This window comes from Allobosea sp. CS1GBMeth4, from assembly GCF_900185715.1.
Lineage (GTDB): Bacteria > Pseudomonadota > Alphaproteobacteria > Rhizobiales > Beijerinckiaceae > Allobosea.
Window position 1 is genome coordinate 140,894 of the sequence record NZ_FYAS01000011.1, and the last position, 18,387, is coordinate 159,280.

Annotated in this window: 16 protein-coding genes and 1 pseudogene; 11 read left to right on the forward strand and 6 right to left on the reverse strand. The window is 68.5% G+C overall.

Annotation, left to right across the window (positions count from 1 at the left end; translation table 11 throughout):
- Window positions 1-6: 6 nt before the first annotated feature.
- Window positions 7-1,917 carry a peptidylprolyl isomerase gene (locus tag CS1GBM4_RS06370; RefSeq protein WP_244607084.1) on the reverse strand — a complete coding sequence of 637 codons (1,911 nt, stop codon included), beginning with the start codon at window positions 1,915-1,917 and terminating at the stop codon, window positions 7-9.
- A gap of 148 nt (window positions 1,918-2,065) precedes the next feature.
- Here CS1GBM4_RS06370 and tpiA point away from each other — a divergent pair, with 148 nt between their 5' ends.
- From tpiA to CS1GBM4_RS06405, 7 genes are all read left to right on the forward strand, one after another.
- Window positions 2,066-2,824 (forward strand): triose-phosphate isomerase, encoded by a 759-nt coding sequence (tpiA, locus tag CS1GBM4_RS06375; RefSeq protein ID WP_186417856.1) that lies wholly within the window; start codon window positions 2,066-2,068, stop codon window positions 2,822-2,824.
- A 117-nt stretch (window positions 2,825-2,941) separates the two neighbouring features.
- Entirely contained in the window at window positions 2,942-3,343 is a 402-nt protein-coding gene (gene secG / locus CS1GBM4_RS06380) for a preprotein translocase subunit SecG (RefSeq protein ID WP_186417857.1), read from the forward strand.
- A gap of 296 nt (window positions 3,344-3,639) precedes the next feature.
- The gene (locus tag CS1GBM4_RS06385) at window positions 3,640-5,268 is read left to right on the forward strand and encodes a CTP synthase (protein WP_186417858.1); all 1,629 of its coding nucleotides are present in this window, start codon (window positions 3,640-3,642) and stop codon (window positions 5,266-5,268) included.
- A gap of 171 nt (window positions 5,269-5,439) precedes the next feature.
- Window positions 5,440-5,841, forward strand: coding sequence for a DUF350 domain-containing protein (locus tag CS1GBM4_RS06390; RefSeq protein WP_186417859.1), 402 nt, complete (start codon window positions 5,440-5,442; stop codon window positions 5,839-5,841).
- A gap of 10 nt (window positions 5,842-5,851) precedes the next feature.
- Window positions 5,852-6,481, forward strand: coding sequence for a DUF1190 domain-containing protein (locus CS1GBM4_RS06395; protein ID WP_186417860.1), 630 nt, complete (start codon window positions 5,852-5,854; stop codon window positions 6,479-6,481).
- A gap of 10 nt (window positions 6,482-6,491) precedes the next feature.
- Entirely contained in the window at window positions 6,492-7,658 is a 1,167-nt protein-coding gene (locus CS1GBM4_RS06400; protein WP_186417861.1) for a glutathionylspermidine synthase family protein, read from the forward strand.
- 21 nt (window positions 7,659-7,679) lie between these two features.
- The gene (locus CS1GBM4_RS06405; protein ID WP_186417862.1) at window positions 7,680-8,555 is read left to right on the forward strand and encodes a VOC family protein; all 876 of its coding nucleotides are present in this window, start codon (window positions 7,680-7,682) and stop codon (window positions 8,553-8,555) included.
- 17 nt (window positions 8,556-8,572) lie between these two features.
- Here the strand turns inward: CS1GBM4_RS06405 and mdoH are convergent, their stop codons facing one another.
- Together mdoH and CS1GBM4_RS06415 are read right to left on the reverse strand one after the other, a co-directional pair.
- Window positions 8,573-10,735, reverse strand: coding sequence for a glucans biosynthesis glucosyltransferase MdoH (gene mdoH, locus CS1GBM4_RS06410; RefSeq protein WP_280177684.1), 2,163 nt, complete (start codon window positions 10,733-10,735; stop codon window positions 8,573-8,575).
- A 32-nt stretch (window positions 10,736-10,767) separates the two neighbouring features.
- Window positions 10,768-12,330 carry a glucan biosynthesis protein D gene (locus CS1GBM4_RS06415; RefSeq protein WP_244607085.1) on the reverse strand — a complete coding sequence of 521 codons (1,563 nt, stop codon included), beginning with the start codon at window positions 12,328-12,330 and terminating at the stop codon, window positions 10,768-10,770.
- A 109-nt stretch (window positions 12,331-12,439) separates the two neighbouring features.
- Between CS1GBM4_RS06415 and CS1GBM4_RS06420 the strand changes: the two genes are divergently transcribed.
- The 3 genes from CS1GBM4_RS06420 to glmS all read left to right on the forward strand — a co-directional run bounded on the left by CS1GBM4_RS06420 (window position 12,440) and on the right by glmS (window position 15,928).
- Complete coding sequence (locus tag CS1GBM4_RS06420; protein ID WP_186417863.1) at window positions 12,440-12,637, forward strand: hypothetical protein; 198 nt, start codon at window positions 12,440-12,442, stop codon at window positions 12,635-12,637.
- Window positions 12,634-13,998 carry a bifunctional UDP-N-acetylglucosamine diphosphorylase/glucosamine-1-phosphate N-acetyltransferase GlmU gene (gene glmU, locus CS1GBM4_RS06425; protein WP_186417864.1) on the forward strand — a complete coding sequence of 455 codons (1,365 nt, stop codon included), beginning with the start codon at window positions 12,634-12,636 and terminating at the stop codon, window positions 13,996-13,998. Before CS1GBM4_RS06420 ends, glmU begins: the two co-directional genes overlap by 4 nt.
- A gap of 109 nt (window positions 13,999-14,107) precedes the next feature.
- Complete coding sequence (glmS, locus tag CS1GBM4_RS06430; RefSeq protein WP_186417865.1) at window positions 14,108-15,928, forward strand: glutamine--fructose-6-phosphate transaminase (isomerizing); 1,821 nt, start codon at window positions 14,108-14,110, stop codon at window positions 15,926-15,928.
- Here glmS and CS1GBM4_RS06435 read toward each other — a convergent pair.
- Window positions 15,915-16,325, reverse strand: coding sequence for a YbaN family protein (locus CS1GBM4_RS06435; RefSeq protein WP_186417866.1), 411 nt, complete (start codon window positions 16,323-16,325; stop codon window positions 15,915-15,917). The genes glmS and CS1GBM4_RS06435 overlap by 14 nt on opposite strands.
- 208 nt (window positions 16,326-16,533) lie before the next feature.
- On the opposite strand from CS1GBM4_RS06435, the gene CS1GBM4_RS06440 reads away from it, so the two are divergent.
- Window positions 16,534-17,241 carry a DUF502 domain-containing protein gene (locus CS1GBM4_RS06440; RefSeq protein WP_186417867.1) on the forward strand — a complete coding sequence of 236 codons (708 nt, stop codon included), beginning with the start codon at window positions 16,534-16,536 and terminating at the stop codon, window positions 17,239-17,241.
- Between the two features lies 1 nt (window position 17,242).
- Here the strand turns inward: CS1GBM4_RS06440 and CS1GBM4_RS06445 are convergent, their stop codons facing one another.
- Window positions 17,243-18,076, reverse strand: coding sequence for an AraC family transcriptional regulator (locus CS1GBM4_RS06445; protein WP_186417868.1), 834 nt, complete (start codon window positions 18,074-18,076; stop codon window positions 17,243-17,245).
- A 183-nt stretch (window positions 18,077-18,259) separates the two neighbouring features.
- Window positions 18,260-18,387, reverse strand: a pseudogene (locus tag CS1GBM4_RS06450) (IS5/IS1182 family transposase); the annotation flags it as partial.

An 18,387-nucleotide genomic window follows, 5' to 3' on the forward strand; every position in this document is an offset into this window, starting at 1 on the left:
CCGGCTTCAGTTCTGGTTGCCGCCGGTGGCATTGCGCAACGCGGCCTGGTTGACGGTGACGCCGAGGTCGCTCTGCAGCTTGGCGAGATACTGGGCGAGAAGGTCCTCGCTGATGCTCGACGAGAACACGCGCACGAAATTCTCGGCCTCCTCGGCGGTGCGCACATAGGGGCTGACCGTCGCCGTCCTGACCTGGAAGACGACCCGCCCGAGGTTCTCGACCGCGGCCGAGCCGGCCTTGCCCGCGGGCGTGCCGAAGACCAGCGAGACGACGTTGCGCGGCAGCGCCTCGCTCTGGTCCTGGCGGCCGAGCGTCGCATCCTCGAACGCCAGGCCCTGGGCGAAGGCGATCGCGTCGAGCTTCTCGCCGGCGTCGAGCTTCTGCACGATCTCGCGGGCCCTGGCCGAGAGGCGGGAGGCGACCTCGTCGGCGCGCCATTGCTTCTCGACCTCGGCCTTGACCTCGTCGAAGCCGCGCTCGCGCGGCGGATCGATCCTGGTCACGTCGAACCAGACATAGCCGCCATTGTTCGGCAGGCGCACCGCCTCGTTGTCGACGCCGATGTCGGAGCGGAAGACCGCCTGCAGGGTCGTGTCGCCGCCCGGCAGGGAGGTCTCCTGCGTGCCGTCGGCCTTGCCGAGGCTGGAATCGGCCGGCCCGAACGTCCGCAGCGCCAGGCCGAATTCCTTGGCGATCTCCGGCAGAGGCTTGGCCGAGGCGCGCTGGTCCTCGATCTTGTCGTGCAGATCGCTCATCTGCTCGGCGGCGCGCGAGACGGCGACATCGCGGCGAACCTCGTCGGCGACTTCCTCGAAGGCCTTGAGCCGGGCCGGCTCGATCGTCGGGACACGCAGCAGCACCACGCCGAAGCCGCCCTGCACGGGATCGCTGACCGCGCCCTGCGCAAGCGCGAAGGCGGCGTCGCGCACGGCCGGGTCGAACAGGCCCTCGCGGGTGAAGGTGCCGAGCGTCAGATCCGCCTCGGCGACGTTGCGGCTGGCGCCGACCGCCTCGAAGCTCTCGCCGGCGTCGATCCTCGCCTTGGCGGCCCTGGCCTCTTCCATGGAGGGGAAGGCGATCTGCTGGACGGTGCGGCGCTCGGGCGAGCCGAAACGCTGGGCCTTGACCTGCTCGTAGCGGGCGCGGGCGTCCGCATCGCTGACCTTGCCGGGATCGGCGAGATTGGCCGGCGTCAGGACGAGCACGCCGGCCGTGCGGTATTCGGGGGCGCGGAAGGCGGCCTTGCGCTCGTCGAAATATTTGCGCAGTGCCTCCTCGCTCGGAGCGGCGATCTCGCCGGCGGCGCTGTCGGGCAGGGTGATATAGGCGATCTCGCGCTGCTCATGGCGCAGGCGATGGCCGAGCTCCTGCAGCGCGGCCGGGGCCGTGACCGCGCCCACCACCATCTCGGCGAGCTCCTGGCGCATCGTCGCGGCGCGCTGTTCGCGCACGAACTGCTGTTCATTCATCCCGATGGCGCGCAGCAATTCGTTGAAGCGGGCCGGATCGAACTGGCCGGCTGCGTTCTTCAGGTTCGGATCGTTGAACAGGAGGTTGCGCACCGTCTCGTCTGAGACGGCGAGACCCATCTTGGCGGCGGTCTGGTCCAGCGTCGCCTCGGTGACGAGACGGGACAGCACCTGCTGATCGAGGCCGAGCGCCCGCGCCAGCTCGGGGCTGATCGGCCGGCGCTGCCGGCGCGTCTGCTGCTGCACCTCGTTCTGATAGGCTGCGCGCACCTGCTCGAGGCCGATCTCGGTCTTGCCGACGACGGCGACGGCGTTGCGGCCATAGCCGCGGAAGATGTCGCCGATGCCCCAGATCGCGAAGGAGATGATCAGGAAGCCGAACATCACGGCGATGATGAGCCGGCCGATCAGGCTCTGTCCCGCCTTGCGGATGCCCTGCATCATCATGGTCTGGTCTTCCCGTCCTCTCGCGGCCGAACCGCCGCGCGCCGCTTATAGGAAGAGCGACGCCCGGCGGCAATCGCCGCGGTGGGCCTCGATTGCGATCGAGGGACGGCGTTGCTAGAGCGCAGGAGACAAGATCTGGAGAGCAGCCGTGACGCGAACGATCAAGCCGCTGGTGGCGGGCAATTGGAAGATGAACGGGCTCAAGGCCGACCTCGCCATCGCAGCCGAGATCGCCAGAGACAATGATGCCGGCCTGCGCCGTGCCGTCGACCTCGCGATCTGCCCGCCCGCGACCCTGCTGTACACGCTGAGCGCCTCGCTGATCGGCGCGCGCATCGCGACCGGCGGGCAGGATTGCAGCACCCAGGCGAGCGGCGCCTATACAGGCGAGGTCTCCGCGGCGATGTTGGCCGATGCCGGTGCGAGCTATGTGATCGTCGGGCATTCCGAGCGCCGCACCCTGCACGGCGAGAGCAATGCGGCGGTGAAGGCCAAGGCCGAGGCGGCGCTGGCGGCGGGGCTGACCCCGATCGTCTGCGTCGGCGAGACCCGGGAGGAGCGCGAGGCGGGCAGGGCGCTCGCCGTGGTGAAGAAGCAATTGCGCGGCTCGGTCCCGGAGGGGGCGGCAGCGTCGCTGGTGATCGCCTACGAGCCGGTCTGGGCGATCGGCACCGGCCTGACGCCGACGGCGGCCGACGTCGCGGAGATGCATGCGGCGATCCGCGCCGAGCTCGGCCGCATCCTCGGCAAGGCGGGCGCGGCGGGGCTCAGGCTGCTCTATGGCGGCTCGGTCAAGCCGAGCAATGCCGCCGAATTGATGAACGTCGCCAATGTCGACGGGGCGCTCGTCGGGGGCGCCAGCCTCAAGGCCGCGGATTTCCTTGCGATCGCGCGCGCCTGCGCCTGATCGCGACGGAGATCGAAATCGCCGGTGGCATGGGCGGAAAGCCCATGCTATGGGCAGCGCGTCCCGCGGGATGCCGCCATCTTGGCAGGCGCCTGCGCCATACCCATTTCGTGAGCCATGCAGAACGTCCTCATCGTCATTCACCTGCTGATCGTGATCGCGCTGGTCGGCGTCGTGCTGCTGCAGCGCTCCGAAGGCGGCGGCCTCGGCATGGGCTCCGGCAGCGGCGGCATCAGCGGCTTCATGACCGGCCGCGGCCAGGCCAACGCCCTGACCCGCGCCACCGCGATCCTCGCCGGCCTGTTCTTCATCACCTCGATGGCGCTCGCGGTGATGGCGACCCACGGCCGGGCCCAGCGCTCGATCATCGACGGTGCTCCGGCGCCGGCCGGGACCACCGCTCCGGCGGCTCCGAGCGGGCCGTCCGCGCCGAATGCCGGCGGGGTGCTCGATCAGCTCAGGCAGATGCAGAACCAGGGCGGCTCACAACCGCCGCAGCCGGGAACGCCGACACGGTGACCGGGACGAGGCGATAAGTGGAGCATGTTCCGGTCGCGAAACCGGTACCCACTTTCGCGGAACACGCTCGAGCAGGGGCCGGGAAACCGGCCCTTCTCTTTTGTGGACAAGCACGAGGCGCAGGACCGGCCTGCACCGACCCGCTTGGCGCGCTTTCGGTTCGATCGAGATCGGTCGAACGATCGGAATTCGCGCCGATTTGAACTTCCGGAGCATGTTCCAATCGCAAGAGTGGTTCCCACTTTTGCGGAAGATGCTCTGGCGAATCGAACTCTAGGCGTTAAAGGTGAACTCCCATGACGCGGTATGTCTTCATCACCGGCGGCGTGGTGTCCTCGCTCGGCAAGGGCCTGGCGGCGGCGGCTCTCGCAGCTCTCCTGCAGGCGCGCGGCCACACGGTCCGCCTGCGCAAGCTCGACCCCTACCTCAATGTCGATCCGGGCACGATGAGCCCGTATCAGCATGGCGAGGTCTTCGTCACCGATGACGGCGCCGAGACCGATCTCGACCTCGGCCATTACGAGCGCTTCACCGGCCGGCCCTGCAACAAGGGCGACAACATCACCACCGGCCGCATCTACATGGACATCCTGACCCGCGAGCGCCGGGGCGACTATCTCGGCGCCACCATCCAGGTGATCCCGCACGTCACCAACGCGATCAAGGAATTCGTCCTCTCCGGCAATGACGGCTACGACTTCGTGCTGGTCGAGATCGGCGGCACGGTCGGCGACATCGAGAGCCTGCCCTTCCTCGAATCGATCCGCCAGATCAGCCAGCAACTGCCGCGCGGCCAGTGCATCTTCGTGCACCTGACGCTGCTGCCCTATATCCCGACCGCCGGCGAGCTGAAGACCAAGCCGACGCAGCACTCGGTCGCCGAGCTGCGCTCGATCGGCATCCAGCCCGACATCCTGCTCTGCCGCACCGACCGCGAGATCCCGCCGGAGGAGCGGCGCAAGCTCGCGCTGTTCTGCAATGTCCGCGAGACGGCGGTGATCGAGGCGCGCGACGTCGCCTCGATCTACGACGTGCCGCTCTCCTACCATGCCGAGGGCCTGGACACCGAGGTGCTGGCGGCGTTCGGCATGGACGACAAGACCGCCCCCGACATCGGCAACTGGCGCCGGATTTCCGAGCGGATCAAGAACCCGGAGGGCGAGGTCACCATCGCGGTGGTCGGCAAGTACACCGGAATGAAGGACGCCTACAAATCGCTGATCGAGGCGCTGACCCATGGCGGCATCGCCAACCGGGTCAAGGTGAACCTCGACTGGATCGAGTCCGAGGTGTTCGAGAAGGAGGACCCGGCGCCGTTCCTGGAGCATGTCCACGGCATCCTGGTGCCGGGCGGCTTCGGCCATCGCGGTGCCGAGGGCAAGATCAAGGCGGCGAGCTTCGCACGGCAGCGCAAGGTGCCCTATTTCGGCATCTGCTTCGGCATGCAGATGGCAGTGATCGAGGCGGCGCGTTCGCTCGCCGGCATCGAGGACGCGAACTCGACGGAGTTCGGCCCGACCCGACAGCCCGTCGTCGGGCTGATGACGGAATGGATGCGCGGCAACGAGCTGGAGCAGCGCGCCGCCGGCGGCGATCTCGGCGGCACGATGCGGCTCGGCGCCTATCAGTCGAAGCTCTCGGCCGACACCAAGATCGCCAAGATCTACGGTGCGACGGAGATCTCGGAGCGGCATCGCCATCGCTACGAGGTCAATATGGGGTATCGCGAGGCGCTGGAGGCCAAGGGCCTGCGCTTCAGCGGCGTCTCGCCCGACGGGCTGCTGCCGGAGACGGTGGAGTATCCCGACCACCCCTGGTTCATCGGCGTGCAATACCATCCCGAGCTGAAATCGCGCCCGTTCGAGCCGCACCCGCTGTTCGCGAGCTTCATCGAGGCGGCCGTGGTGCAGAGCCGCCTGGTCTGACCGCCTTCTGCGGCGATTGCCGTCCTGAGTGCCGCAAGGCGCGCTTCGCATTCCTTGTCGGAAGGTGAGGCGCGCGATGCCGTTTCCACCCGCACTGCGACAGTCTGGCGCATCGGCGCAGCTGACGTATAGTGACGTCCGCAGGCGTCGTTACAGGCAGGGGCGGGCGGCATGACGATCTCGATGACCGGGTTGCCGGCATTTCTCCTTTATTTCTGCGTCGGATTCGCGCTGATCGCCGGCTTCGCGGCGGTCTATCTGCGCCTCACCGCCCATGACGAGATCGCGTTGATCCGTGGCGGCAATCTTTCCGCCGCGATCGCCTTCGGCGGCAATCTGGTCGGCTTTTCCGTGCCGCTCGAGAAGGCGATCGAGCAGGCGGCCAGCATTCCCGATCTGGTGATCTGGGCGCTGATCGCCATGATCATCCAATTCGGCGCCTATGGCTTCGCGCGGCTCGCCATTCCCGAGCTCTCGCGGAAGATCGAGGAGGACAGGATTCCCTCGGCCGCGATGCTGGCGGTGATCGCAGTGCTCAGCGGCACGCTCGCCGCCGCCAGCATGACCGAATGAGGAGGCGTCGATGAAGCGCTCGACCCAGATCGGCCTGGCCGCCGCGGGCGTGGTGCTGGTGGCGACCTACTGGTCGCTCTCCGGCGGAGAAACCGAGGATTCGCTGATCTACAGCAATCTCTCCGAATGCCGGGCCGCCAACCAGCTCAGCGCGAGCCAGTGCGAGCAGCGCTTCAGCGAGGCCTCGGCCAACCATCTGCGCGACGCCAAGAAGTTCAGCAGCGTCGCGGCCTGCGAGCAGGAATTCGGCTCGGGCGGCTGCCAGAGCGCGGTCTGGAACGGGGCCCAGGTCGTGATCCCGGCGCTCGCCGGCATCATGCTGGCGAGGCAGTTCATGTCCGGCGGCGGGGCCGCGCAGCCATTGCTGCCGCCGACCGGGGCGGCCTGCCCGCCCGGGACGCGCCAACCGGGCTCCGGCCGGCCCGAATGCGAGCAGCCGGCGAGGAGTTCCTCGTCCTCCTCCTCGGGCGGCTACTATGGCGGCAGTAGCAGCCGCGCGCGTGCCTACACGACGACTTCGGGGCAGCCGCTGGTGGCGCGCAACATCTCGTCCACCGGCATGGCGAGCACGCCGAGCGTCGCCTCCCGCGGCGGCTTCGGCTCGACGTCGCGGTCGTTCTTTTCCTCGTCCTCGTCCTGAGACGGCCGAGATGCGCCGCCTCCGTCCATCGCCGCGGCCAGACTGGCAGGCAGAGGTCGAGCGCCTCGGCTTCGGCTTCCACACGCTCGACGGCGCGACCTATTGGGACGAGAGCGTCGCCTATTCCTTCTCGCTGAAGCAGATCGAGGAGGATATCGAGGCGCCGACCGGCGAGATCGAGGGGCTCTGCTTCGCCTTCGTCGAGCGCGCACTGAAGGACGAGGCGATCCTGCGCCGGCTCGCCATCCCGGAGGCGCAATGGAGCCTGATCAGCGACAGCTGGCAGCGCGGCGATCGCAATCTCTATGGCCGGCTCGACCTCGCCTATGACGGCGCGGGTCCGGCCAAGCTGCTCGAATACAACGCCGATACGCCGACCGCGCTGTTCGAGGCCGCCGTCGTGCAATGGGACTGGCTCGAGCAGGCGATGGCGCGCGGGCTGGTCTCGCGCGGCTGCGACCAGTTCAACTCGATCCACGAGCGGCTGATCACCGCCTTCGGCCAGCTGCGCGAGCCGAAGCCGGAGCGCATGCACTTCACCTGCGTCGACGAGGCGCCGGAGGACAGGGGCACGGTCGATTATCTGATCGACTGCGCGAGCCAGGCCGGCATCGACGCCCGCTTCACCCTGATCGAGGAGATCGGCCTGCTCGCCGACGGGCGCTTCTGCGACGGCGCCAGCTTGCCGATCGAGATGCTGTTCAAGCTCTATCCTTGGGAGTGGCTGTTCCGCGAGCAGTACGCCTCGGCACTCGCCGGCTCGCGCTGCCAGTTCGTCGAGCCGCCCTGGAAGGCGCTCGTCTCCAGCAAGGGGCTCTTGCCCTATCTCTGGGAAATGGCGCCGGGCCATCCCAATCTGCTGCCGGCCTATTTCGAAGGCGATCCGCGCTGTGCCGAACTGGGCGGATCGCATGTCCGCAAGCCGATCTATTCGCGCGAGGGCGCCAATGTGACGCTGATCGAAGGCGGGGCCGTGCGCGACAGCGACGACGGGCCCTACGGCGCCGAAGGCTTCATCCTGCAGGCGACCGCGATGCTGCCGAATTTCGACGGCAATTATCCGGTGCTCGGCTCCTGGCTCGTCGCCTCGCAGGCTTGCGGGCTCGGCATCCGGGAGGATACGACGCCGATCACCAAGAACACCTCGCGCTTCGTGCCGCATCTGATCGAGCCGTAGCGCCAACCTCAGCGGCTCGCCATGACCAAGCCTTCCGAAGCGCGCGGCCTCGACCATCTCGTGATCGGCGTCGCAGACCTCGACGCGGCCGGCCTGCTCTACGAGCGGCTGGGCTTCCGCGTCGGGGCCCGCAACCGCCATCCCTGGGGCACGGAAAACCGGATCGTCCAGTTTCCCGGCGCCTTCCTCGAACTGGTCACGGTCGGCGACGCAGGGCTGATCCCGCCTCATGCGCCGCGGCATTTCTCCTTCGGCGCCTTCGTGCGCGACGCATTGGCGCGCGGCGAGGGCATGTCGATGCTGGTGCTGGAGAGCCGCGACGCCCCCGGCGATGCCAGCCGCTTCCGCGCCGAGGGCATCGGCGATTTCGAGCCGTTCTTCTTCGAGCGGCAAGCCCGCCGGCCCGATGGCAGCGAGGTCCGTGTCGCTTTCACGCTCGCCTTCGCGCAGAACGACGCGGCGCGCGAATGCGGCTTCTTCCTGTGCCAGCAGCTCGAGCCGCAGAACTTCTGGAATGCGGCCTTCCAGCGCCACGAGAACGGTGCGAGCGGGTTGGCCGCGGTGTTCATGGTCGCCGTCGACCCGGCCGCGCAGGTGAAATTCCTCGGCGCCTTCTCGGGCGCGGAGAGCTTCGCGACGCCGGAGGCGGGGCTGCGTCTGCCGCTGCCGCGCGGGCGGCTCGAGGTGCTGACGCCCGAGGGGGCGGCAGCGATGCTCGGCGCCGGCATCGCGGTGGAGAAGGCTCGCTTCGCCGGCTTCGCCGTCACCGTGCCGGATCTGGACGCCGTGCGGTCGCGCCTCGACGCGCACGGCATCGACCATCGCCAGGAGGGGGCGCACATCGTCGTGCCGCCCGGCGCGGCGCTCGGATGCGCCATCGTCTTCGAGCTGGGCTGACGCGCGAAGGCGGCCGCTCAGACGGCGCGGGGTTCGGCGCCGGCATGGGCCGGACCTTCGGGCAGGTTCGCCAACAGGCCGAGCAGGGCGCGGTCATGCAGCACGACCATGCGCTCCTTCGGCTTCAGCCAGATCACCGCGTCGGCCACGGTCTCGGCGTCGATCAGCTTGGCCTGGGCGACAGCGCGGTCGGGCTCGATCTCGCCACGCCGGCGCGGCTGGACCTGCGGCAGCATCGCCTCATGGGTCGCGCGCAGCATCGGATCGGCGTGGAGCGCGGCGAGCCCGTCGGCATCGTCGTAGCCGGCCTGGGCGAACTCCGCCTGCAGCGCGTTGGCGCGCAGGGCGATCGCCGGCGGATCGCCTTCCTCCGGGGTCATGAGCAGCCCACGGCGCTTGAGCCAGAGGCCGAGCGCCAGGTGTCCCGAGGCCCATGACAGCGGGATCGCCAGCACGAGGCCGACGATGGTCGGCGACATCCAGGCGAACAGCGAGGTCGCGATCATGAAGGCCGAGAGCCCGGCGACGAGGCCGAGCAGCGTGTGGGTGCGATGCCGACGGACGATGTCCCTGAACGGAATCGAGCCGTCGTCGCGGCGCTGCGGGTTCCAGCCGGTGTCGCGGCCGACCAGGATCTGGAAGACCGAGCCGGACTGGATCACCATCATGATCGGCGCGAAGAAGGCCGAGAACAGGATTTCGAGCAGGGCCGAGAGGACGAGGCGGATGCCGCCGCCGCAGGCGCGGCGGAGCTTGCGGTCGAACAGCGTCAGCAGCAGGCCGAACAGCTTCGGAGCCAGCAGGATCGCCATGGTGAGCCCGAACAGGTTGAGCGCGCGCTCCGGGTCGAAGCGCGGCCAGATCGGAAAGAGCCGGAACTCCTCGGTGAAATATTCCGGCCGGGCGTAGTTGACCTGCAGGACGATCAGGATGCCGACCACGAGCTGCATCAGCCAGAAGGGCGAGGCGAGATAGGCCATCATGCCGGTGGCGAAGTGCTGTCGGGTCGCGAGGGTGAGGCCCTTGGCCCCGATGATGCGCGAATGCTGCAGATTGCCCTGGCACCAGCGCCGGTCGCGGGCGGCGATGTCGATCAGCGAGGGCGGGCTCTCCTCATAGGAGCCGGTCAGGTCCGGCAGCATGTAGACCGACCAGCCGGCGCGCCGCATCAGCGCCGCCTCGACGAAATCATGGCTGAGCACATGGCCGCCGAAGGGCGGCTTGCCCTTGAGGTCGGGCAGGCCGCAATGCTCGGCGAAGGCGCTGGTGCGGATGATCGCGTTGTGGCCCCAGTAATTGCCGTCGCGGCCGGACCAGATCGCGAGGCCCGTCGCGATCACCGGGCCGTAGACCCGTGCCGCGAACTGCTGCAGGCGGGCGAAGAAGGTGTTGCGGTTGATGATCAGCGGCAGCGACTGGATGATGCCGGCGTCGGGATCCGCCTCCATCGCCGCGGCGAGGCGCACGATGCAGGTGCCGGTCATCAGGCTGTCGGCGTCGAGCACGACCATATGGGCGTAATGCCCGCCCCAGCGCATGACGAAATCGGCGATGTTGCCGGCCTTGCGGTGATGGTTCTTCGGCCGGTGGCGGTAATAGATGCGCGCGTCGGGCCCGAGCCGCTGGCGCAGGGCGAGGAAGGCGCGCTCCTCCGCCACCCAGATGTCGGGATTGGTGGTGTCGGAGACGATGAAATAGTCGAAATGGGCGCCGAGCCCCGTCGCTTCGATCGACTCGCGGATCGCCGCCACCGCGGCGAAGGTCCGCGCGGTCGATTCGTTGTAGATCGGCATGACCACGACGGTCTTCCGGGTCAGCGTCTCGGCGCGCGGGCTCTGCATCAAACGGAAGAGCAGGGCGAAGAAGCCGATCACGGCGCTGGTGAAGGCGAGCGCGATCCAGGAAAAGTTCACCGTGAACAGCACGAGAAGCACGTACTGCAGGAAGGTCGTGCGGCTGACCGACACGACGTGATACATCTCCCAGGCGCCGTAGGCGGTGAGCAGCAGGGCGCCACCGAAGACGAAGAGCCGCACCAGCCAGGGCGTGCGCCAGGCGTCCGGCGCGGCCGGCTTGCGCGCCTCCGAGGGCCGCCAGCTGCGGAAGGACTGGACCGGCATCTCCAGCCGGTTCTCGGGCGGCGTCGCCTCGACCGGCACCGGGCAAGCCGCTCCCGACACGGTCTCGGCCTGGCGGGCAAGTGCGTCCACGGTCACCAGGTCCACCGATTGAGCAGGGTTTCCGAGACCGGCTGGCCGCCGGCGTCGAGCACGAGCCTCAACTCGGAGAGCGTCTCGCTGCCGGGGTCGACTTCGAAGGCGACGCGCATGGTCCGGCGCTCCGGATAGGGCCAGAGCCGCAGGTTCTGGATCGAGCCCGGCGTCGCGGTGATGGTGGCGCGCGTCGCGGCCACGAGCGCGGCATCGCCGAGCTTGTCGCCGGTGAAGTCGACGAGAAAGCGGCGGCGGCGCGCCTGCGAGCCGCGGCCCTGGCGGATGCGGGTGGCGACGGCGAGAGGCGGCCGTTCCGGCGGCTGCCAGCACCAGGCCTGGCGGTAGGCGATGGTCGTCTCGCTGCCGGCGGCGATCGGCTGGCGCGGACGCCAATAGCTGATGATGTTGTCGTTGAGCTCGGACTCGCTCGGGATCTCGATGAGCTGCACCGAGCCCGGCCCCCAGTCGCCGAGCGGCTCCATCCAGACGCTCGGCCGGAGCTCGAAGCGCTGGTCGTCGTCGACGAAGGCATTGGGGTCGCGCTCGCGCTGGATCAGCCCGAAACCGCGCGGATTGGAATCCTGGAAGGAAGAGACCTGCAGGCTGGCGGGATTGCTGACCGGCCGGTAGATCCACTCGCCGTTGCCGGTGAACATCTGGACGCCCGAGACCTCGTGGACCGCCGGCCGCAGATCGTCGAAGCCGCGCCGGCTCTGCGGGCCGGAGAGATAGGTGCCCATCACGCAGCCGAAGCCGACATGATCGAGATTGGCGCGGGCGAACAGCGTCATCTCGACATCGACCAAAGTGATGTCGCCGGGACGCAGCGTCATACGCACCGCGCCGGTGACGCTCTCCGAATCGAGCAGCGCGTGGATGACGAGTACGCCGGCGGCCGGGCTCGGCCGCTCGATCCAGTAGGCGCGGAAGAACGGGATCTCCTCGCCGCGCTGCTCGCCGGGGCGCAGGATCAGCGCCCGGGCCATCGCCCCGAAATTCTGGCCGCGGGCCAGCGAGCGGAAGAAGGTCGCGCCCTGGAAGAGCGCGAGCTCATAGGGCCGCTCCAGCCCGGCGGAGACGCGGAAGCCGGAGAACTGCAGGTCGAGCCCCGCAGGCGGCGGGGCGACGCGGCCATAGTTGAACTTGCCGGGATCGAAGGCGACCCGCCTGACGACGTCGTCCTCGACCGTGAACAGGTTGACCGGAGAGGAGAAGACATAGCCGCGGTGGAGCGGCTCGACCGTGAAACCGCGATTCTCGCCGGCCCAGATCATGCCCGAGGGCTGCGCCCTGATCCCGACATACTGGTCGAAGGGCAGGGTGGCATAGCCTTCCGGCAGGTCGGTCGCGACCAGCGGAACCATCGGGCGGCGCGAGAGGACGCGGGCGGCCTCGACGACGAGGGCGGGGTCGAAGCGCTGCCCTTCGGCGATGACCGATTGCACCAGCCCGGCCCAGCTCGCCGGGGCCTGCGCCGCGGCGGGGGCGACGGCGAGCCGCGGCGCGATGGCGCCGGTCGCAGCGAGGCTCAAAAATCGACGGCGATTCAAGGATTTCGACATCAGGTCCAACTTGGGCCGGCAAAGCTCTGCCGCCATGCGCTTCTAGAGCATTTCGCGGCGCGCTGAAAAGCATGGCGCAAGGCCAAAGGCGAAAAAATGGACGCCTTGCATGCAGGAACGCCATGCCAAAAGCGGGGTCAAGCTATGTCGATTGTTGGGCGCCGGGCCGATGACGGTGCGCTCGCCGGGCTTTGCCAAATCGGCTCCCTATCGGCTATCCAGCGCCGATGCGGCGCGCGCCGCCAACCGGGACGGCGGCCGCGAGCGGCCGCGCTTCCCCGCGGAAGATGTGACAGGACGACCATGACGGACATGCAGCCCGCCCGGACCTGCCTCGCCATCGTGCTGGCGGCGGGCGAGGGGACCCGGATGAAGTCGGCGCGGCCGAAGGTGCTGCACGAGATGGCCGGCCGTTCGCTGCTCGGCCATACGCTGGCGGCGGTGACGGCCGCCGGCGCCGATGCGATCGCCGTCGTCGTCGGACCCGACCGGCCGGACGTCGAGGCGGAGGTACGCAAGCATGCCCCGCACGCCGCGGTCTTCGTCCAGAGCGAACGGCGCGGCACGGCGCATGCGGTGCTCGCGGCGCGCGAGAGTTTGACGGCCGGCCATGGCGACGTCCTGGTCGCTTTCGCCGATACGCCGCTGGTGCGCCCCGAGACCTTCGCGGTCCTCCGTAACGCCGTGCGGGACGGGGCTGCCGTGGCCGCCCTCGGCTTCGAGGCGCGCGATCCGACCGGCTATGGCCGCCTCGTCACGCGGGACGGCGAGCTGCAGGCGATCGTCGAGCACAAGGACGCCGACGAGGCGACCCGCGCCGTCACGCTCTGCAATGCCGGGCTGATGGCGCTCGACGGCGTGCAGGCGCTGTCGATCCTGGAGGCGATCGGCCACGCCAATGCGCAGAACGAGTACTATCTGACCGACGCCGTCGCGGTGGCGCGGCACAAGGGATTGCGGGCGGTGGCGCGCGTCGCGCCCGAGGCCGAGGTGCAGGGGGTGAACGACCGCGCCCAGCTCGCCGCGGCGGAAGCCGATTTCCAGCGCCGCAAGCGGCTGGCGGTGATGATGGCGGGTGCGACGCTGGTCGCGCCCGAGACGGTGTTCTTCAGCCACGACACCGTCGTCGGCCGCGACGTCGTGATCGAGCCCAACGTGGTCTTCGGTCCCGGCGTCCGGATCGCGGACAATGCCGTGATCCACGCCTTCTCGCATCTCGAGGGAGCGAGCGTCGGGCCGGGCGCCTCGATCGGACCCTATGCGCGGCTGCGTCCCGGGGCCGAGCTGGCGAAGGGCGCCAGGGTCGGCAATTTCGTCGAGATCAAGGCGGCGGCGATCGGCGAGGGCGCCAAGGTCAACCACCTGACCTATATCGGTGACGCCGAGATCGGCGCGAGGGCCAATATCGGCGCCGGCACGATCACCTGCAATTACGACGGTTTCTCCAAGGCCAAGACGATCATCGGCGAGGGCGCCTTCATCGGCTCCAACTCGGCCCTGGTCGCGCCGGTCAGGATCGGGGCGGGCGCCTATGTCGGCTCGGGCTCCGTCATCACCCGCGACGTCCAGCCCGACGCGCTCGCCGTCGCGCGCGGGCGGCAGATCGAGCGCGAGGGCTGGGCCGCGGCCTTCCGCGCCGCGGCCAGGGCCCGAAAGGCTGCGCAGTAGGCGCGGCCACGGCCCATTTCAGTCACAGTTCGACATTCAACGTGATTTCGCATTTGCGCCGTCGCGCATTATGGCGATGCGCATCGACATCAACGGACGAGGCACATCCATGTGCGGGATCGTGGGCATTCTCGGCAAGCAGGCCGTCGCGGGCCAGGTCGTCGAGGCGCTGCGGCGGCTCGAATATCGCGGCTATGATTCAGCCGGCGTCGCGACGCTCGAAGGCGGCCGGCTGAGCCGCCGCCGCGCCGAGGGCAAGCTCAGGAATCTCGAGGTGCGCCTGTCGAACGAGCCGCTCGAGGGGCTGATCGGCATCGGCCATACCCGCTGGGCGACGCATGGCCGGCCGAACGAGACCAACGCCCATCCGCATGCGACCGAGAAGCTCGCGGTGGTCCATAACGGCATCATCGAGAATTTCCGCGAGCTCAAGGCCGAGCTCGAGGCCGACGGCTACGGTTTCGAGACGCAGACCGACACCGAGGTCGTCGCGCAATTGGTCACCCGCGAGATGGATCGCGGGCTGGGGCCAGTCGAGGCGATCGCGCGGTGCCTGCCGCGCCTGCGCGGCGCCTTCGCGCTGGCTTTCCTGTTCCAGGGTGAGGAAGACCTGCTGATCGGCGCCCGCAACGGCCCGCCGCTCGCGGTCGGCGTCGGCGACGGCGAGATGTATCTCGGCTCGGACGCGGTCGCGCTCTCGCCCTTCACCAATCTGATCGCCTATCTGGAGGACGGCGACTGGGTCGTCCTCAACCGCCGCGGCGCGACCTTCTACGACCGCAGCAACACCCAGGTCGAGCGGCGCGCCCGCCAGGTCGCCGCCGGCGCCCTGCTGGTCGACAAGGGCAATCACCGCCATTTCATGGCCAAGGAGATCCACGAGCAGCCCGAGGTCGTCGGCCACACGCTGACGCATTATCTCGATATGGCCGCCGGGACCCTGCAGCCGCTGGAAGGCGTCGACTGGACCAAGCTGTCGCGCATCTCGATGTCGGCCTGCGGCACCGCCTATTATGCCGGTCTGACCGCCAAGTACTGGTTCGAGAAGCTGGCGCGCCTGTCGGTCGAGATCGATGTCGCCTCCGAATTCCGCTATCGCGAGCCGCCGATGCCGGCCGACGGGCTGTCGCTGTTCATCTCGCAATCGGGCGAGACCGCCGACACGCTCGCCTGCCTGCAATATGCCCGCAAGCAGACGCAGACGATCCTCTCGGTCGTCAACATGCCGACCTCGACCATCGCCCGCGAGAGCGACGTCGTGGCCCCGACGCTCGCCGGGCCGGAGATCGGCGTCGCCTCGACCAAGGCGTTCACCTGCCAGCTCACCGCACTCGCCTGCCTGGCGCTGACGGCGGCGCGCGCCCGCGGCGTGATCTCCGCCGAGCAGGAAGCGCAGCATGTCCAGAACCTGATTTCGCTGCCCGGGCTGATGGCCAAGGTGCTGGAGCTCGAGCCGCAGGCGGAGGCGCTCGCCCGTGAACTCTCCAAGGCCAAGGACGTGCTCTATCTCGGCCGCGGCACCGCCTACCCGCTGGCGCTGGAAGGCGCGCTGAAGCTCAAGGAAATCAGCTACATCCACGCCGAAGGTTATCCGGCGGGCGAGCTGAAGCACGGCCCGATCGCGCTGATCGACGAGGCGATGCCGGTCATCGTCATCGCCCCGCATGACGGGCTCTTCGAGAAGACCGCCTCGAACATGCAGGAGGTCGCGGCGCGCGGCGGCCGGATCATCCTGATCACCGACGCCAAGGGCGCGGCCGAGGCGGGGATCGTGCCGGAGGCGACGATCATCATGCCGGAGATGGACCCGCTCTTCGCGCCGATCGTCTATGCGCTCCCGATCCAGATGATCGCCTATCAGACCGCCGTCTTCATGGGCAAGGACGTCGACCAGCCGCGCAATCTGGCGAAATCCGTCACGGTCGAGTGACCTCGTCGCCGTCGGGTTCCGGCCGGCTCGCGACATAGCTGCCGGCCGCGAGCAGGCCGGCGCCGCTCAGCCAGAGCGCGATCGGCGGGGCATCGGTCGCCGCCACGATCACGAAGCTCAACGCCATCGAGCCGCAGGCGATGTATTTCGTCCTGCGGGCGATCGCGCCCGTGCGGCGCCAGCGCAGCACTTCCGGACCGAGCCGGGGATGGTTGACGAGCCAGCTCTCGAAACGTGGCGAGGAGCGCGAGAAGCACCAGGCGGCCGCGATCAGGAAGATCGTGCCCGGCATCACCGGCAGGATCACCCCGATGATGCCGAGCAGAACGCAGAGCCAGCCGACCGCAAGATAGAGCGGCCGATGCCAGCGGCGTTTAGATCTGGACGGTTCGGACACGAGGCCTATCGACGAATGGGGAGCTGGAGCATTCCGGAGAACTCGTTCGCTGGAATGCTCCAGCTCTTTGGGTCTACGCAATTCCGGACGCAAACCCGCTACGCAGTTTTGCTGGAATTGCCCTAGCCAGCCGCCTGCACTCGACTATCGTTCGATAGTGCGGCGCAATATGGTCAGGCCGCAAGAGCGATGGAGACCCGGATCGTCGATGACTGCCGCACGCACGCCCGATCCGCGTCTCGTCGTCCAGCCCGATCTGTTGCGGCCGACCTTCGGCACCAGGCTGCGGCGCTACTTCCTCACCGGGCTCGTGCTGGCCGCTCCACTCGCGATCACCGCTTCGGTGACCTGGTGGTTCATCAACCTGGTCGACGGAATGGTGAAGCCGCTGGTCCCGGCCCGGTTCTGGCCCGACAGCCATCTGCCGTTTCCACTGCCGGGATTCGGCGTCGTCATCGCCCTGGTCGGGCTGACGCTGCTCGGCTTCCTGGCGGCGAACCTCGTCGGGCGCACGCTGATCGGCGCGGGCGAGGCGATCCTGCACCGCATGCCGGTGGTGCGCGGGCTCTACAAGGGCGTGAAGCAGATCTTCGAGACGATCTTCGCCCAGTCCGGCACCTCGTTCCGCAAGGTCGGCATGGTGCAGTTTCCGCAGCCGGGCATGTGGTCGATCGTCTTCATCGCGCAGGAGGCGGCGCCCGAGATCGCCGGCAAGCTGCCCGACGGAGAGGAGCAGATCGGTGTCTTCCTGCCCTGCACGCCGAACCCGACGACCGGCTTCTTCTTCTACCTGCCGCGACGGGAGGTGGTGGAGCTCTCGATCTCGGTCGAGGACGGCGCCAAGCTGATCATGTCCGCCGGGCTGATCCAGCCCGGCGAAACGGCGCCGCGCGCCGCGGTCGAGGACCGCACCTAGCTCAGGGCTTCAGCGGCAGCCAGATCTCGACGACGCCGTTGCCGGTCGCGCCGTCGAAGCGCTCGTCCATCAGCTCGAGCGTCACGCCCATGGCGGGCTCGCGGCCCGAGGCGGGCAGCCAGTCGCGCCAGATCGATTCAAACGTTTGTTTGATGCCGGTGACATGGCCGCTGTGCTCGAAGACGGCGTAGCTCTGCTCAGGCACGCTCAGGCGCGTGAATTCCTCGGGCAGGTTGCCGAAGGACGAGACCTCGGCGCCGGCGATATAGTCGAAGGTCCCGTCATCTTCGCAATTATAGCTCGCTCCATAGGCGACATGGCCTTTCTGGCCGGGGATATGGCCGAAATGGGGAGAGATCCTCTGCCAGAGCAGCGGGATGCCCTGCGTGTTGTCGACCGAGAAACGGCCGCTGAAGCCGGCGATCAGCAGCGGCTTGCCGGTGACGAAGCGGGGTTCGGCGAGGGGCGTTCGGGATGCGGCGTGCATGGACAGAGGCTCCACGAGAGCGAGGGAGGAGAGGTCGCGCCGCGCGCGCAGCTCTTCCGGCGTGATGCCGAACTGCTCGCGGAAGGCGCGGGTGAAGGCCTCGTGAGAGCCATAGCCCCAGTCGAGCGCGACCTGGAGGATGTCGGGCGCGCCGCTCGCCAGCTGGCGCGCCGCTTCCGAGAGTCGGCGCTCGCGCACATAGCGCATCACCGAGCGGCCGGTCGCCACGCCGAAGGCACGGCTGAGATGGAAGCGCGAGACGCCGCTCACCCAGGCGATCTCATCGAGCGAGAGCTCGGAGGCGAAGCGGCTTTCGATGCACCAGAGGGCTTTCTTGATCGGATCCATGGCTCCCTCACGAAACGCCGGCACCATGGCGGAGGCAAGACGCGCCCGCTTGATCGGGATTGCTGTTTGGCTAGAGCCCGTTCCGATCAGCTTGCACCGCAAGCTGATCGGTAAAACGGTCTCTACACCGAAGCGAGAGACGGATTCACCGATCAGATTGATCCAATCTGATCGGATCCGGCTCTAGGTTCTGGACTCATAAGCCCTGAGCCAGAGTCGGGTTGATGCGAGGGTGACAGCTGCGAGGAAGTTTCTGGCGAGCTTGTCGAAGCGGGTCGCGACGCGCCGGAAGTGCTTGAGCTTGCAGAAGT